Source organism: Paraglaciecola sp. MB-3u-78, assembly GCF_002835935.1.
Taxonomy (GTDB): Bacteria; Pseudomonadota; Gammaproteobacteria; order Enterobacterales; family Alteromonadaceae; genus Paraglaciecola.
In genome coordinates this window covers 397,776-415,054 of sequence record NZ_PJCF01000005.1, presented here as the reverse complement: position 1 = coordinate 415,054, position 17,279 = coordinate 397,776, and the positions used below count along the sequence as shown (strand labels likewise).

The 17,279-nt window shown below is 36.5% G+C and carries 16 protein-coding genes and 1 pseudogene; 8 read left to right on the top strand and 9 right to left on the bottom strand.

From position 1 onward, the window contains the following. The first annotated feature begins 35 nt into the window (after positions 1–35). The 3 genes from CXF95_RS12940 (at position 36) to CXF95_RS12930 (ending at position 2,918) form a co-directional block, all read left to right on the top strand. Complete coding sequence (locus CXF95_RS12940) at positions 36–1,091, top strand: hypothetical protein (RefSeq protein WP_101199079.1); 1,056 nt, start codon at positions 36–38, stop codon at positions 1,089–1,091. 83 nt (positions 1,092–1,174) lie between these two features. Beyond that, a complete protein-coding gene (locus tag CXF95_RS30610; protein WP_232787825.1) occupies positions 1,175–1,420 on the top strand; it encodes a hypothetical protein in 246 nt (81 codons plus the stop codon). 631 nt (positions 1,421–2,051) lie between these two features. Continuing rightward, a complete protein-coding gene (locus tag CXF95_RS12930; RefSeq protein WP_101199077.1) occupies positions 2,052–2,918 on the top strand; it encodes a hypothetical protein in 867 nt (288 codons plus the stop codon). A 59-nt stretch (positions 2,919–2,977) separates the two neighbouring features. Here CXF95_RS12930 and CXF95_RS12925 read toward each other — a convergent pair whose 3' ends face one another. Then, complete coding sequence (locus CXF95_RS12925; protein WP_101199076.1) at positions 2,978–3,265, bottom strand: hypothetical protein; 288 nt, start codon at positions 3,263–3,265, stop codon at positions 2,978–2,980. 115 nt (positions 3,266–3,380) lie between these two features. Here CXF95_RS12925 and CXF95_RS12920 point away from each other — a divergent pair. Beyond that, positions 3,381–4,426 (top strand): annotated as a pseudogene (locus CXF95_RS12920) (IS110 family transposase). A 713-nt stretch (positions 4,427–5,139) separates the two neighbouring features. Here the strand turns inward: CXF95_RS12920 and CXF95_RS12910 are convergent. Beyond that, a complete protein-coding gene (locus CXF95_RS12910) occupies positions 5,140–5,931 on the bottom strand; it encodes a sulfotransferase family 2 domain-containing protein (RefSeq protein WP_101199074.1) in 792 nt (263 codons plus the stop codon). 715 nt (positions 5,932–6,646) lie between these two features. Between CXF95_RS12910 and CXF95_RS12905 the strand changes: the two genes are divergently transcribed. Together CXF95_RS12905 and CXF95_RS12900 are read left to right on the top strand one after the other, a co-directional pair. After that, complete coding sequence (locus CXF95_RS12905; RefSeq protein ID WP_101199073.1) at positions 6,647–7,744, top strand: glycosyltransferase; 1,098 nt, start codon at positions 6,647–6,649, stop codon at positions 7,742–7,744. A 3-nt stretch (positions 7,745–7,747) separates the two neighbouring features. Continuing rightward, positions 7,748–8,887, top strand: a complete 1,140-nt coding sequence (locus CXF95_RS12900) for a hypothetical protein (RefSeq protein WP_101199072.1) — start codon at positions 7,748–7,750, stop codon at positions 8,885–8,887. Between the two features lie 34 nt (positions 8,888–8,921). On the opposite strand, the gene CXF95_RS12895 is transcribed toward CXF95_RS12900, so the two are convergent. The 7 genes from CXF95_RS12895 to CXF95_RS12865 all read right to left on the bottom strand — a co-directional run bounded on the left by CXF95_RS12895 (position 8,922) and on the right by CXF95_RS12865 (position 14,214). Beyond that, the gene (locus CXF95_RS12895) at positions 8,922–10,016 is read right to left on the bottom strand and encodes a glycosyltransferase (protein WP_101199071.1); all 1,095 of its coding nucleotides are present in this window, start codon (positions 10,014–10,016) and stop codon (positions 8,922–8,924) included. A 180-nt stretch (positions 10,017–10,196) separates the two neighbouring features. Further along, on the bottom strand, positions 10,197–10,454 hold the full coding sequence (locus CXF95_RS12890) for a hypothetical protein (RefSeq protein ID WP_157828143.1): 258 nt from the start codon (positions 10,452–10,454) through the stop codon (positions 10,197–10,199). 68 nt (positions 10,455–10,522) lie between these two features. Beyond that, positions 10,523–10,834: a hypothetical protein gene (locus CXF95_RS12885; protein WP_101199069.1), complete on the bottom strand. Its 312-nt coding sequence runs from the start codon at positions 10,832–10,834 to the stop codon at positions 10,523–10,525. A gap of 3 nt (positions 10,835–10,837) precedes the next feature. Next, positions 10,838–11,167: a hypothetical protein gene (locus tag CXF95_RS30605; protein WP_101199068.1), complete on the bottom strand. Its 330-nt coding sequence runs from the start codon at positions 11,165–11,167 to the stop codon at positions 10,838–10,840. 6 nt (positions 11,168–11,173) lie between these two features. Continuing rightward, positions 11,174–12,034, bottom strand: coding sequence for a glycosyltransferase family A protein (locus tag CXF95_RS12875; RefSeq protein WP_101199067.1), 861 nt, complete (start codon positions 12,032–12,034; stop codon positions 11,174–11,176). Beyond that, positions 12,031–13,284 carry an O-antigen ligase gene (locus CXF95_RS12870; RefSeq protein ID WP_101199066.1) on the bottom strand — a complete coding sequence of 418 codons (1,254 nt, stop codon included), beginning with the start codon at positions 13,282–13,284 and terminating at the stop codon, positions 12,031–12,033. The genes CXF95_RS12875 and CXF95_RS12870 overlap by 4 nt, the downstream gene beginning before the upstream one ends. Before the next feature lie 147 nt (positions 13,285–13,431). Continuing rightward, on the bottom strand, positions 13,432–14,214 hold the full coding sequence (locus CXF95_RS12865) for a WecB/TagA/CpsF family glycosyltransferase (RefSeq protein WP_101199065.1): 783 nt from the start codon (positions 14,212–14,214) through the stop codon (positions 13,432–13,434). A 332-nt stretch (positions 14,215–14,546) separates the two neighbouring features. Here CXF95_RS12865 and CXF95_RS12860 point away from each other — a divergent pair, with 332 nt between their 5' ends. Both CXF95_RS12860 and CXF95_RS12855 read left to right on the top strand, forming a co-directional pair. Continuing rightward, positions 14,547–15,212, top strand: coding sequence for a transglutaminase-like cysteine peptidase (locus tag CXF95_RS12860; protein ID WP_101199064.1), 666 nt, complete (start codon positions 14,547–14,549; stop codon positions 15,210–15,212). A gap of 1 nt (position 15,213) precedes the next feature. Continuing rightward, entirely contained in the window at positions 15,214–17,145 is a 1,932-nt protein-coding gene (locus tag CXF95_RS12855; protein WP_101199063.1) for an EAL domain-containing protein, read from the top strand. Positions 17,146–17,279 lie beyond the last annotated feature (134 nt).

Here is a 17,279-nt window from a genome sequence, read left to right as displayed (position 1 = left end):
ACAAATAAATAAACACAATATAAAGATGAAGGTTTATGAAAAAAAAATTACATCTACATATAGGTAGCCATAAAACAGGTACTTCTTCTATACAAGTTGCGTTAGTAAACCATAAAGAAAAACTAAAAGAAAACGGCATATCTTTTTTTAATAAAACGCCTAAAGGAAACATTATTTTAAATGGTAATGCGGGTTTTTGGATAAACAGGTCTATTGATCAGTATGATAATTTAATAAATGGGAATGGTTTCACTGTACATAAGGCTAAAAAACTAGCGAATGAATTAAATAAGACGTCTTGCAACACAGTTGTTATGTCTGCTGAAGCCTTTTCTTGGATATTTGGCGGAGATCATATATCTGAATTGAAACTAGCATTAGCTCAGTATTTTGATGTGAATATTATTTTATATATACGGCGGCAGGATCAATTAGTAATATCTCATGTCCAACAGGGCTCAAAAAATATTAATCCAGCATTTAATTTTTATTCCTGTAGCGGAGAAGCACTACCTAAATATAAATCATATTATGATGATTATTTGGATTTTAATAAAAAAACACTCCTGTGGGAATCTGCATTTGGTAAGGAAAACATCACTATAAGGATAATGGATAAGAGGCTATTGTATAAATCAGATGTGGTTCTTGATTTTTTTAATATCATAGCTCCAGGTCTTACTGTCGATTCTATAAGAGTGAATGAAAGTCATGGGTTTGAAAAAACAAAAGTTGGACATTTGATAAATAAATCTGGAGTTGATAAGTTTTTTGGAAATAAAATTCGACTTAATCTTTCAAATGGAAAAAAAGCATTACCATCAAGACTAGATGCCCAGCAGTTTTATGCCCGTTATGTAAAGTCTAATATTGAATTAAATAAGCGTTATCATTTGTCTCATTCTGACAATGATATCTTTAACAATGATTTTTCAAATTACGGCGAGAATAGAACAGATCTGTGGGATGAGGATAGTGCAAATCAAGCCATAATTAATGTGATTACATCTTTAGATAAAATACCAGTCAAAGCTTTTCTTCTCTTTAGGTTGAAAATATTTATTAAGCAAATCTTAAGAAAATCAATGTGACATATTATGGGAAATGATTTATTTAGACAAATAGTTGTTTTAAGGTGCATCGAAGTGGTACGTCAATAATACTAAGTAAGATATTGATTAACTTAGGTATAAATATGGGGGAGGGGCATTCCATTGGTGATCTTTCAAACGTTGAAGTTCACAACGAAGATTATGAAATATTAAAAATCAATAAATCTATACTCTCATCTTTGAATTCATCGTGGGTCAATCCACCAACCATAAAGAAAATAACGAACATAGAACAGGATATAGTGCGTCGCTATCAGGTGTATGTTGACAATAAAAATGGCATTTGGGGTGTAAAAAAGCAAAAGTGAACTGAATAGTCTTACCAAACGCCCTTCTCTTGGTGTCCTGTAACCTAAAAATTTTGCATTACGGCAATCGCGTTTTCGGGTAGGTCGGGCACTAAAGATAAGATTATTTCTTATTGAGAAAGTGATTGATAATGGCTCAAATTATTACTCGCACAGACGGTAATCCATTTGCACTGGTATCGATATCAAATCACCGTTTATACGGTTCAACCCAACCAATTTAAGGTGTATAGGTAGAATAAACGTCACTATCATAAATCAAGAAAAGAATGACGTTGTCAGAGATCAGCTAAAGTTTGCTATTTAATACGACTTTGACGCTTACTTTAGCCCTTTTTGGACTTCACTTAATAAGCCACCAGCGGCGCTGTTGGCAATTTAACTTGCACAATAAATCTTATTTAACCATAATCGAAATTGAATTCTTATGATGCGCTAGCCAAAGTGACTCCACATGAATTTAGCTATTAGAAGCCAGTTTTAACTTGAAAACCTAGGTTATATCGCCCGTATAAAAAAGTTAATGGAATAAAAATTAGCTTTTGGTTATTTTTAATGCCCATTTAGAGCACGCCATGGTTTCGCCGCGCGGATTAAAATCTTTTTCTGAGACTATATTAAGGAAATCTAAATGATTGATGGAGTTTATAATGTTACTTTTTTGGTTCTTCTGTATAACAATGAAATTTCAACATCAACGACGTTAAATACATTATTAAATTCAGAAATTGAATATCATAATTGTAAACTAATTATATGGAATAATGGACCCAGTAGTTTAAATTGTAAAGATACAATGCCTTTTAGAGCTATGGGGTTAAATGTCAACATTCAGGAAACAATAAATAATGAATCGTTGGCAAAAATATATAACAAATTTATTAAGTTAGTTAAAAGCCATAAATATGTCATTTTAGATGATGATTCGCATTTAAATAAAAATTATTTGGAGTTGACCTTAAATGCTACAGAGTGTGAATTATGTGTTCCAATGATTACTTATAAAAACAAAATCGCAGGACCAAAATGTAATGGTATAATAGTTAGCCAGATAAAAAAATTGGATGTTGATGATAAATTAATGACAATAGGTAGCGGAATGGTTATCGGTAATAAGGTTGTCAGTGATGTTGCTGCTATATATGGTTCTACATTTGATGAGAGGTTTTATTTATATGGTGTCGATTATACGTTTTGTCATCGTGTGAACCAGATAAGTTCTATTGATATAAGGATTATACAAGGCTTTGAGCACTCCCTTTCAAGGTTTATAGATGAAGAGGATTTAGTTACACAATTTAGATTGAAAGAACGAAGTTATGATCAAGCTCTTCGATTAAGATATTATAATTCTTGGATGCGATCCTCATATCGTGTAATTCGCATTTTAGTCGTTCATTTAGTTAAAAAAGTAAGTAAGAAAAAACAATCTATTTTATTAGTGGATTTTTTAAAAGCCTATATAAAAGGGAAGCATTACCGAGATAATAATGGGTAGCTGATAGCTTGGCAAATTAAGTAACTACTCTCTATTAATTATTATAATACCTAACTCCATTACACACTTTTTCTTATTACTTTTGCTGGGACACCACCAGCAAGACACTTTGAAGGAACATCTTTAGTGAAAACCGCTCCCGTAGCAATAACGGCATCTTTACCTATAGTTGCACCTTTAAGTATAGTGGTGTTTATACCAATCCAAACGTGAACCTCTATCACAGCACTCATATTAGTATTGCTGTCAATAAAATGATTATCACTATCCCTTATTGTCACCCCTTTGAAATAACCGTAAGCGCTTAATAAACCTACGTCCTTATTCCGACGGGCAATCTGCTGCATAATTTTGACCTGGTCAACCTAAGACTACTACCCCAGATAATTGGACTCCCCCACATCCTTGAGTGTGGAGTAATATAATCGTTACCACACAAATATATTATAGAGAGTCCGCAATATGTATCGTACTAAAGTTGGCGTTGATTTAGCAAAAAAAAGTGATTCAAGTTTGTATCTATAGAGATAAAAAGGTGCTTTCTAATGAAGAAATGACACCGGACGAGTTTCTTTGTTGGCTGATTAACGCTAAACCCGCGACGATTATATTTGAGGCATGTGGCACATCCAACTATTGGCTACAGCGGGCAATAGAAGCAGGGCATGATGCGCGTCTCATTTCAGCTAAATTGGTATCAATCGTCAGACAAAATCAAAAAACGGATAAAAACGATGCGTTGGCGATGATTCAAGCCGCGTTGTTGCCAGATATCACCTTTATATCGGGTAAAAGTGTCGAGCAGCAGCAATTACAATCGATACAGCGCTTAAGGGAATTAGCCATAAAACAACGGGATGCCTCTAGAAAACAAATTATCGCATTATTACTAGAATTGAATTTTCGTTCGCCCAATAATGGTGCGGGCATGATACGTAAAATAGAAGATAGAAGATATTTTGGAAGACGCTGAGAATGGATTATCCATGGAGTTCAGACAAGCAATAAATGCAGCAAAAAATCAATTTGAGTTAGTGGTTCAAACCATCGCAACCTATGATACGAGTTTGGAGAAATCTATACAAATACATCCGGACTGTAAAAAACTGCTCAAACTTGAAGGTGTTGGCCCTATTAACGCGGTGAATCTTTATATTTCACTTGGATGTGCGGAATTGGGGACATTTGACAAAGGAAAGAATGCATCTGCCTGTATAGGTTTAACACCCATTCAGCATAGCACTGGCGGCAAGGTGAAACTGGGTACGATAGGCAAAAAATGCAAAAACAGTATGCTCAGAAGCCAACTTATTAGCGGCGCAATGTCAGTCGTGAGACAGGTTGTCAAAAGAGAAGCTAAAACCAAAAAAGAAATGTGGCTTAAAGCCCTGGCCGAACGACGAGGCAATAAATGTGCGGCCGTGGCCCTGGCCAACAAAACCGTGCGAACTTCCTTTGCCATGCTGACACAAGGCACCGAGTATAAAGCTGAATTACTCGCAGCTTAAAAACGAGTTCATACAACAAAAAATGCATAAACAAAGATAAAAATCAGCAGGTCAAGACAGTGCTTAACAATGAGCTTAAAGCTCGCACCCCAGATTTGTCGACCTGTTCGCGTAAATATCATAGAGCCTGAGTATGCAACTCAATTAGAGCTCGTACATAAGTACGCATTTATTTCTTTGCTTAACATTATTTTTGTTGTTGACACGGGGGAGTCCACATAAGTTAAGCTACTTTTTGTAATTCATGGTTTTGTTCAAAGTCATTAGGACTTTGGTAATCCAAGTACGAATGAAGTCTATGGCTGTTGTACCGTAAGCAAACAAGTCTTAAATTAAATGATAAACTCTAAAAAAGTTTACAACCTTTACCTTGCCAAAGACAAAGAAAATGGCACTTTTCAAAAATCGTTTCTAGCATATTTACTTAATGACACTTGGAAGTTTTTGCGTCGATTACGTCTACTAGAATATGTAACAAACACAAAGACTGGGGTACTTTGGTCGTCATTCGGCTATTTAGTAAAATTATTGTTCAAGTCAAACAGTAAGAAACTTGGCTTTAGTATTCCTCCAAACGTTTTTGGTCCGGGATTGTCGCTACCTCACTACGGGAACATTATAATAAATAGAAGAGTAAGAATCGGCGCAAATGCTGTTGTCAACAAGTCTTGTCTAATTGAAAACGCTACTTTGCTTGGCGTACCTGCAAAGGTTTACCCACCTAAAACCGATCGAGAAGTCTTAAACAAGGGGCCAAAAGCTTCATAGTCCTTTTCGTACCGTAGAAAAATAAGTTGAAGCGTATCTTTCGATATTGCCTCAATTCCTTTGCTGTCACCCCCTAGTCTATTCCTCCACAAGTTTTGAGTGATGGATAAATTATTTGTTTGAGCATAATCGGTAACAATCTCGCTTAATTTATTTAAGTTATAAAATTTGGCATCATCAAAAGTGGGATTTCCTGAGCTTAAAAGTTTAGATTGAGATTTCCAGTGCCTATCTGCACATTCATCTTTACCATTATCAGAGCACAGCCACTTCACAAAAGATTCAAAAGGCATATCGGGATATAGCCCCTTAAAGCGAGTGATAATAAATATATCTGCAAATCGTTTGTTATTGCTAATTTTATCTTGCCAACAGCTATAAAGTCTTTCAACAGGATCGCGAACAAAAGAAAATTTACAATAACCATATTTATCTGAATATTGTTTAGCAAATTGTGTATAAGAAGTGGTTAGCAGAAATTCACTATTCGGTATGGAATTAAGAAATAAGCTCTTGATAGTACTAGATGCAACTTTTGGGTTGGCTATGTAAAGCAACTTTAATTCATCATTAACCATAACTCCGGTTGCATTGTCTGGTGATGGGTTACGAAAACGTCTAAAAACAAACCTAAGTAACCAAATCATCCATACAATAGCCCTCAACAAGAAAGGAAAGGCTTTGATTCTCGAAAGTATTACGTTGATAGGACGTTTATATTTCCAGTTAGGTTCCATAATTAAGACTAATCATCCTCTTATTATTTTTTAAATATCTTGATATCTTTTTTTGTTCAAAAAAAGCAGCTAACTGCTAAAGTTGCATTGCTATTCATTAACAAATAACAAGCTAATATACTAATAACTGCTTCAGCCCTTATAATAAATCGAAAGGTCATTTAATTTTACATTTAGCATCGCCAAAGCTCCCTTTAAAAAAATCGTTACTATAAATTACCCTCACCCGCAAAGTGGTGAGTAATAAAAATCAAAGAGTTACCTATAACTCAAATGTTGTCAATAGTGTGTGTCAAATTATGGTGAACAGTCCGATATTAAAATATCGATATTCCTCTGTACTGACTAAATTAATTATATCACTTCAGATGAAGTTAGTTGTAAAAAAAAGTTTTATACTACATATATCGATAACTATTCCTGCTTTACTGGTTCGAAAATGAAAGACGCACCCAAAGTAATTTACTTTGTCACCGGCTTAGGTATTAGAGACACTCCAACAATATTATCTTGACTAATTAAATATTAGCAAACGTAAAAATCAAGTTAAATTTCATGGTTTTAAGTTAACAATTTGTAGAGAGCTTGCACCTTGCTGTTAATCTATACCCGTTGTTTTTTTGGCTACCTACTAAGCATGTTTTTTCGTAACCTTGGACAAAAATAAGTGCTATCTTTAAACACTATTTGACTTTTTGTATTCAGGGGCTAGGTTTTGGAAAAGAAAAAGGTTGTTTTTTTGCTCAAGGAATTAATCCTGGATGGTGGTGTGGAGAGAGTAACAGCGAACTTAGGCAAGGCTTTCGAAGGTTTTGGTTTTGACGTTTATTATTACGTACTTTGGGAAGACGAAGCAGTAGTTAAGGGATTATACGGAGACAACGTATTCGTCGAACCTCGCAACTCAGATAATAAATTTAAAAAAACATCTGCAGCGCTTAGTAAGTTTAAACATTTTCTGTCGGATAAAGACATCGACATTGTTATTTCTGCCAAGGAAACAGCAAATATAGTGGCATTTTTGACAGCCCTCAGCAAATCTAAGACTTCGTTCATTTTGACTAGGCATGTCGACTTTAAGGGCAGCGGTCAAAAATTAGGCGCTCTAACATTAAAAATTATGTATGCGCTATATTCAATGGCCAAACTTAGTATTGTTTGTGTGTCGAAAGACCTGGCAAATGAAGTAAAGGCCATGCCATTTGTTCAGCAGAAGAAAGTCAGTTTTGTAGAAAATGCAGTATTTAACCAAGCAGTCATCGAGCAAGGTTTAGCGCCGTTAAACGACGATAATCTCCAAGGCGATTACATATGTGGCGTCGGACGACTGAAGCATCAAAAAGGCTTTGATATATTGATGAAAGCCTACTCTATATGTATTGAAGCAAAAGAGGATATGCCTAAATTAGTGTTAGTAGGCGACGGCCCCGATCATGATGCTTTAATCAAACTAAGATCCGAACTAAAGCTCGAAAACAGTGTGGTGTTCGCTGGTTATACTAACAACCCTTACAAATATATGAAAAATTCAAAGCTGTTTGTGCTTTCTTCACGCTTTGAAGGCATGCCTACCGTTTTAGTTGAAGCTATTGCGCTTGGTGTTCCGATTGTTTCAACCGATTGTCCAACCGGCCCTTCTGAGTTAATCGGTCATATTGACGGCGTTAACTTAGTAAAAGTGGGTGATCACGAGGCACTTGCTGCTGTGATTTTGGCCAAACTTGCCAACCCTCAAGCCATTGATAAAAAGGCTGTTGAAGGATATGAGTTTACGAACGCTGCCCGCTCTTACCTTAAACTTACCCAAGAGTAAATTATGCAAATTGTATCTAATGTAATAGTAATGGATTACCTAAATCGTTTTTATTGTGGTGATGTTCCCTTAACTGAGTGTATTTCTAAAAGCACCTTAGCCGGTGACTTTGCTTATAAAGACAGCTATACGGATTGGGACTTTTATGGATCTGTTGATATCATATTCACCCTTTATGTCATGGGATTATTGTACCAATACACTGATGAAAACAGTCGTGCACAATGGGCAGAAAAAATCTTGTCATGCCAAGATGAAAACGGCTATTTCACCAAAAAAAATGCCACGGCTCATGGTAAAGAACATGCTACAGCCTATGCGATTTCTGGCTTAATTCTTCTTTCTAAAGATACCAATTATATTCAAGCCTTACGCCCTTGTGGCGAATATGTTGAGCTTATAAAATCCAAAGCGAAGCTAACAAAATTTATAGATAAAATGGGTCTTCGTTTTCCACAGCTCTATAAAGGCAAAGGACTTTACGGAAGTCTAAAGAAGAGTTCTTGGCATTTAGGTTGGCATAATATTTGGCCTGCGTCACATATAGGTGGTGGTGCACTAGCAGCTATTCAAATGTCTCAAGATCTTTATATAGAGGCTGGCTTAGTATCAAAAGAGCAAATGAGTGTTTTTTTTGAAAATGCAGTGTCTGAATTGAATCAACGCGTTGACGCTAAAACCGGTTTGTGGAAAAAGGGTTTTCACGATGTGTTTATTAAAGATGCTACCGTTAGAGATGTTGGTGGCGCTGCGCATTTCTTGTGGATTTATGATGCACTTAACGCCGAAAAACAATCCAAAATGGCACTCATTAACAGTTGTCTGGGCCATCAAACCGATTCAGGCCTATTAAAAGAGAAACCTTATTGTATTGACTTTGATTTTGTCAATATCCTTTGCAGAGCATACTTTGACTTGCCAGAAGAACAAAAAAAAGAGGTGTTTGCAGACGTTAATGAGTTTATTGGGCGTAACTACAAGTCGGTAACCACGTTTTTTGAGCATAGAGAGAATCTCGCTCAATATGATAATTCTCATGGTTTCCCCGGTGCTTTATGCACACTTGCAGAGGCTCAAAAGTTTGGTGTGGGCAGCGAGGACGAAATGGTTCACCACCCATTTGATAGTGTTTGTTGGTTATAAATCAACATTAATATGTTGGTATCAATATAAATTTTTATTCTAAAAGAAGTCGGCGGTATTCATTAGCTGAATTTGCTGAGCTGAACCTAGCAACATCCTGGGTATAGTCCACCGGCTTCTTTGCTTTTAACGTCGACACAATTGCCTTAGCTAAAGCATCTACATCCAAGTACTCAACTAATGGTGCCACAGTGCCATCTCTGAGTATTTCTTTAGGGCCATGGGGGCAATCAAAAGCAATCACGGGTGTGTTAACTGACATGGCTTCGACGATAGCGTTTGGGCTACCCTCAAACCGAGAAGACAGTATGTATAAGTCTGCCGCTTTCATCTCTGCTATCGGGTTTGCTATGTAGCCCGGGAAGCTAACGACTTCGCTGAGCGATAATTCATTAACCTGCTCAACTAAATCTTCTCTTAGTTCGCCTTCACCGTAGATTATTAACCGGCACTTAATTTCACTTTGCACAAGGCTAAAGGCTTTCAAAAGTAGGTCAAAACCCTTTTGATGAGATAACCGCCCGATACTCAATAACACTGGTATATCGCTGTTTATTATCCATTCGTGCTGTGGCGCAGATTTCGAGGCTTCTATTGTTTCAACGGTGATAACAGGGTTGCTTGCTGTTGTAACATTTTTGCGTTTGACCATGGTATGTTCTACGAGATCATCAGCAACACCTTTGGAAACTGCAATAACTGGCTTAGGTAGTAATTGGTAAATAAATGGAGCAATAAAATACACCAACTTCATTACCCTATCGGTTTTCAACGCCCTGTCTAGAGAAAAGGCATTTCGCTCGCTTACAGAGAGTTTGCTTTGCCAACCAAGACTAAAGCAAGTGATGCCAGCAATGACATTAATATGAGTGAGTACAGACAGGATTGCGTCGGGTTCAATAGCTTTTAACGTTTTGCGTAACTTACCAAAAGATGACAGCGTTCTTTCGCAACCAAGTTCGACTAAATTGACGTTTTCGTTAACAAATTTTTTGTTAACCCCTCCTTCAGCAGTAAGCACCAAATGCACGCTATCACCATTGGCAGATAGCTGATTGGCAAGCCTGACCATCATTTTTTCGGCCCCACCGCCTCTAAGGTCGTGCATTACAATTACAATTATAGCCATTTTCTTAATGTATCCTCTGGGCTTTGGTTTCTTCTACAGTTTACAAATTCACGATATTTAATGTCACACCGGTTTGAATGTGAAGTTGTGGTCAAATAACGCTAAAAGCGATTTTATGTTCTGTTGCCATTGTATGCTCTATCCGTAACGTTCATTTAAGCCGATTCGATGGTTAATTATTTAATAGAGATTTCCAGCTATATTCCAAAGATTTACGACCATAAATGGGCAGGATACTAGATAAAAAATTTTTTTCTCTATCCAAATATTGGCTAATGTTTGCTCATCTAAGCCAACAAAGTTTACCAAATGTATAAAGTCATGCTGCTTAGCTTTATGACTGGTAAATGCTGACTCACTTGCTAGTACGTTGCATCCAAAAGTAAGTGCATGATAAAAAGACCCTGAAGTGACCATAGATTTGTCTTTATGAGCCATTACAACACAGTGAGCAGCTGACAACGATTCGTCTAATAATTTATCTGATATAAATTCATTTAACCAATTTACTTTAAGATTTCTAGTCTTAATAATGGCATTAAAGAATTAGTGTAAGACTCGTCTGAACAACGACCCAATATCGTCAGTTTTAGATCTTTTGACCAAGATTCTAAAAGTTTATCTACACCTTTGTAAGGTTTTATAGAGCCGAATAAAACCGTTGTTATTTCACCTTTTAAATCTACCATTTTTGCATTAGTCGTTTTTTCAAGTAGATCTTCATCGGACTCATAAAGAGGATGTAACAAATGTTGCGATCTAATATAATCTTCTAAATAAACATTCCGATAATTATAAAGCTTTAAACTCCAGACCATGGTCTAAAAAAACACCAAATTGCCACTAGCATTGTGAGGCACAAAGTTGTGCCTAATCCAAATTTTATTTTTACAAAAAATAAGGCTCAAAAATAGAAAAAACTGGTAACGAATAAATGAACGCATTGTACTTAACATGGTTGCATCTTTTCGATACATTTGATCCTCGACCCAATTCATAACCACAAGCGCTTTATTTCTGTTCTTCCATTCGGTTTTGACTGAAAGCATAGCGTTCAGCTTAAAAATTTCATAACCCATTTTTTTCAATACATTTTGGTTTATTGAAATAAATTTATTTGCATGACTTTTTGGTTGAAAATAAGCTCTCATCTGTATCTACTTACTAAATCGACTGAATAAGAAAATCAAAGTGGGTTTTAAACCGATAAATTTTATGCATAAAGCTATCCATCCAAACTTATGGGAACGTTTAGAAACCCCCTCTAAAAGCTGTTTCGCAACCCTGTCATTAAATGCCTTTTCACCCAGCCATGTTTTATGTTTAACAGAAGATGCTAATCTACTTTCAGCTGCAGACGGGCGAATAGTTTTGACTCTTGCAGAAATACCTGAATAAAGATTAACGCGATAGAAAAATAAAGGCGCTGTAATATTAATTATTTTTCTGCCAGCTTGTACAATTCTTACAAAAAAATCCCAATCTTGACCGTTTTCTAATTGCTCATCAAAAAGCGTTTCTTCTGCTACAGATGTTAAGACTGTCACCCCACTCATGCCACAATACGTATTGCCAAGCCTTAGCTCATCTTCTTGTACTTCATTCAATTTATTAACCACATCAATTGAATGGTCGTGCATTAGACGTTTACCACAGGTTGTGCCTGCTGCCTGACTGTTATTCAAGTAGGTTTGCTCCACGCTTGCTAAGTACTCGGGAAACCAAATATCGTCATCGTCTAAAAACGCTATAACATCACCTCGCGCTAGTTCAATACCTTTATTTCTAGAATAATTAGCCCCATAGGACTTATCATTAACGTGATACCGAACATTAGCAGCATTTAATTTATCGAGAATAGGCTCGTATCTTGTTGTTGAATGGTCGTTGATAACAATAATTTCAAAAGGCGGTATCCTTTGCTTCAAGACGCTTGCCAAAGACTCCGCCAAATAATCAGGCCTATCGAAGGTAGTAATTACCACCGAAAACTTGATTTTATCTCGGGTGTTATTCATATATTTCTCATCTCGTTCATTCTTAATTGCGTCGTTAAAGAGGTTGCACTGAAGTAGCAAACTGTGAATAAAAACATATCGAATGAATTGTGGTTTAATATAACGTAACCAACATAATTCGTTATCGTTTGCACAACTAATATAGAAATAAACAAGGCTGATATTTTCGAGGTATTTGTATTAAAAAACAGTTGTAAGCTTTTATGAAAAAACGAAATCAGCAACAAAAACAAAGCTGATAGGCCTAACATACCAGCATTTAGTCTGGTTTCTATATAACCACTATGCGCATTTCCTATAAATTTCCAGCCTTCCAAAAATCCGCTCGAAGCATCACTAGCCCAAAAGGCGCCAAATCCAAAGCCATACCAATACTCATCTTCTAACGACTGCTCAAGTAACTGCCAAATAACAGTCCGATCAGTTAAACTTGCATCTCGTCCCATTAAGCCCAGCAAATACTCATAAATAACACTAAGCAAACCTATCCCAATTACTGATAAAATAATGAGCATTGCTAGTCGATTAAAACTTTGCTGCTTACCACTTCCTCGGGATATACGAATAAGTGTAATAATAGCAATACCCATTATTGCCATTATAATCGCAGAAGCCGATTGTGATAATGAAAGTGCAAGTAAAAAAACAATTATCTTTATGTAATGAAATTTTGTGAATTTATCGCTAATAGCAACGAATACAATTAAACCATAAGCATAAATTCGGGCAGCGGCGTTCTTATCCGGTATTATTCCTCTAAAAGCGCTACTCCTATCACCAAGTCCAATAGCTAATGATTTACCGGTTGCAACCTCATAGACTAGGCCTACAAAAATCGCTAATAGAATTGCATTTGCCAGAAAGTTAAATAACGATTTTGGTGAATAAGTTATTGCTAGATAGTAGGCAACAACAACTAAGGTCATAAATGCAATTAATCGTCGAAATGAAATTGACGGTGAATATGACCATAAAACCGAACAAGCTAATATGCCCAATAAAATAAACCATGGCCAGTTCTCTAAAAAATGTTGTTTTATATAATTATTTAACTGCCGGTATAAAATAAATAAACATAAACCCAATAAAAGAATACCTACAAGCTGATTAATAATATTGCCAGCTGCTGCACTCTCAAAACCACCACCTTTACCTCCGCCTTTGGCAAGGCGCTCAAAAAAGCTAACAAAACCTACATAGTAAGCAACACTTAAAAATAAAATAAACTTGTGAACAGAACTAATTTTCATCTAATAGACGCTGCCTATATATTTTGACTGAATTAGCCACTGCAAATTTGCTGAAAACTTGACTGTCATCTCCCTCAATTGGAAATGAGATATAGTAAACCACTTGTGAAAAAATAGAATCTTTACCGACACGGCTAGCCCCTTGCTCTATCCAATTTTTTTATGTCTATGTTTAATCACACAATAAATAGCATGTGGGTTGGTCGTAATGTAGCGCCATAATAATTTACGAGGCTCAGTAAAAGCACGATGTAACCACTCTAAGCCTAAGGTCTGAAATATTTCAGGCGCCCTTTTATAATCACCAGTCACAAAATTATAGCAGCCACCACAAGATATAATCACTGGGACATTGAGCTTTTCTCGATTACGAATAATAAAAACTTGCTCTTTGGGTTTACCTAAACCAACCCATAAAACATCTGTGCCAGACTGGTTTATTTTATCAACGATAGCTTGCTCGTCTTGCTCTGAAAAATATCCGTGCTGGGTACCTGCTATTTTGAAATTATTATATGCGGTACTCATTACATCAGCACATTTTTCAATCGTTTGTTTACTTGCGCCTAATAAAAAATGATGTAGCACTTCACTCGACATTTTCGGTACATCATGAATAGTATCGGTGGTTGCAGTGCGCTCAGGAATTGGGTATTCACTAAAATGCTTTGAAAAAGTCACCACACTTTGTCCATCAGCATGCAAAATATCAGCTTGATTGAGCATATCGCCCATCACAGGATCATTATTGGCTATAGAAATGCTCTGCCCATTTGCGGAAAATATGACTAATGGCTTTACAGTGTGAGGCGTTTTTAAATGCTGAGCTTGTTTTACTTTGGTGACCATCAGATTGACGAGATCAAGCCGACTAATACATGCAGTGATCAAACCTCCGACATTAGTCTTTCGTACTTCACTTAGATCCATTTATTATTCCTTTACAACAAAATGGCTTTTCACTACAAATTGGAATATGCCAGATAAATCTTTAATTGAGTAATTATATCACGCCAACATAACAACATATTAAGCAAAATATAAGCAAAATCGATACCAGTGAATATATGTTGTGAAAATCATCCGTTTTGTACTCAATTTGGTAAGGCGGGCATTGGCAAAATATTTATTAATTATTAAAAAACACATTTTATAGATTGAATTGTTATATTAGATGAACTCAAATAATATTTATTTTATATTACCCAAACAATCGACTTACGCGAGTACCCATGATTTTCATTTCAAAAGTAGAAGCTTAAATGCGAATTGACTTAGTTGCTCGTGTACTTTTTTTATGTTGGATTGTTTTTCATCTAAGTGCTCAGGCTACGTTTCAGTTAAACGAGGCGCTATTTCAAAAAGTGCAAGTGCGCTTTGGCGTTGAAGCATCAAAGCGAGTGAGAGATTGGCAAGAAGTGATTGCTGATAACAAAAATTCAAGCACTGCTGACCAGCTTTATGAGGTAAACCGCTTTTTTAATCGTTTAGAGTTTGTGGATGATTTAAAGCATTGGAACAAAAATGATTATTGGGCAACGCCGGTTGAATTTTTATCCACAAATGGTGGCGACTGTGAAGACTTTAGTATTGCCAAATACTTCAGTTTACGGGCGTTGGGCGTACCAACAGAAAAGCTGCGACTCATGTACGTAAAGGCCTTAAATTACAATATGGCGCATATGGTACTGGCTTATTACGAAACGCCTAAATCTATTCCTTTGGTACTCGATAATCTCAATAAAGATATTTTATCCGCGAATAAACGCCGGGATCTTCGCCCCGTATATAGCTTTAACGGTGATGGTTTATGGATGGCCAAAGAGCAAGGCCGAGGCAAACAAGTTCAAGAGGGCGGCAATAATGAACTGTGGGAAGATTTAAACAAACGTATGATGCAAGAATCAAACAATAAAGAGGATAAATAATATGCCCTTGTCGAGACAACTTGTTCTCAGCTTATTTTCTATATTTTTGGCACTTTTTATTGGTGCAGTATGGATAAGTGTTAGCAATACAAAAAACTTTATCGAACAGCAACTCTCATCTCATGCGCAAGATACGGCCACTTCACTAGGTATGTCGATTACATCCTATATTGGTGATAAAGATATGCCTTTGATTGAAACCATGGTAAACGCCATTTTTGACCGAGGCTACTACAGTGCGATTGTGTTAAAAGATGCAGATGGCAAAGTGATTTTAGAAAGGCGCAACCCTGTTTCGCTGGAACAGGTGCCTAGTTGGTTTATTAATATGTTCCCTCTTTCTCCCCCGGTTCGCGTAACAGAATTAAACGATGGGTGGACTATCGCCGGACAGTTGTCGGTACAGAGTGATCCAGGGATTGGTTATGGGCAGTTATGGGATAATGCCTCCGATTCATTTCAGCTGATATTGTTAATGTTTTTGGTTGGATTGGTGCTTGTGTGGTTTTTAGTTCGCATGATAACCATACCCATTATGGCTTTGGTAAAACAGTCTGAGGCCATTAGTCAGCAAAAGTTTGACCGAGTAGAGTTAAAACCAAAAACCTTAGAGCTTAGGATTATTGTGGATGCGATTAATCTAATGTCAGAACGCCTTAGTGACTTATTTGGTAGATTAACCAATCAAGCTGAACGCTACCGCGACTTTGCTTATTCTGATGAATTAACCAAAGTGGGTAATAGACGCGCTTTTGACTTAGCCTTTGAGCAGATTTTAAGTGATGCTGAGCACCAAACCAGTAGCTTTTTGATGTTTGTACGATTAAGTAGTTTAAATCAAGTGAACTGTAATATTGGGTTTTTAGAAGGCGATGCTTACATTAAAACGGTGAGTGATTTATTAAGTGAGCACTTAAATAAGCAGGATATAGACTTTACGCTTTACCGTTTAAACGGTGGCGATTTTGCGTTAATTATTGAAGGTATTGACGAGGTGACTTGCTTAGATTTGTGCCAACAGCTTATCGATAAATGTAACGCTATTGAGAAGTCAGAATATGAATCGGGTACTGCTCAGATTGCTGCGGGTAGTTTTAATTATGGCGACCGTAAAAAAGCCATTTTGGAACAAGTTGATAGTGCGCTCACTCAAGCAAATTTTAACCCTTTAAAATGGCAGGCTGTAGACAAACTTCAAACCGTTCAAAGTAACGATACTTGGCGCGAAAAGATAAAAGCGTTGTTAGATAAAGATACAGCGGATTTTATAGCCCAACCCATTAAGTCATTTTCAGGGGATGAGATTTATCAGGAATGGTTTGCTCGTTTTCCTGAACCAGATAGCAAACAACATATCCCAATGGCGGAGTTAATCCCGGCAACCATTCGGCTCGATTTTTCTCAAAAACTAGATGAGTTATTAGTACGCTGTGCGTTCACAAAACTTTCAAGTCAAAGTGGCACAGTAGGTTTAAATATTTCACGATTGTCATTACTCAAACCTTCTTTTCAGCATTGGTTTGTCACTCAACTTACCCAATTAGGTGCACAGTGCTCTCATTTGGTGCTAGAAATTCCCGAGCGTTGTCTTTTTAGTGATACCAACAACTTTTTAAGCTTTATCGTCAACGTGCAAAACTTAGGGGTAAAAATAACAATCGAGCGATTTGGTGCACAAATTGCTTCGGTGACCCATTTACGAGCTATAAAACCTGACTACTTAAAACTAGATGGACGGTTTACCAAAAATATTCACACCGAAAAAGACAATCAACTTTTTGTCCATTCTTTAGTGGATATTGCCCATGGACTCAATATAAAAGTCATTGCTGTGCAAGTGGAAACAGCGCAAGAAGCTCAAACACTTAAAGATATGCAAGTTGACTTTGTACAGGGATTTTTTGTGGGAGCCCCAATAGCCTTAGAATGTTGACAGTTTCAGAAATAAACACTTAACCAGTCGACTAAATTGCTTAAAAGACTAAACAATGAACTAAGTTGGCTGTATGATATGCATCATTTACAACACTAATATCAGCAGTATTAGGCATCGACAAATAAAAGGTA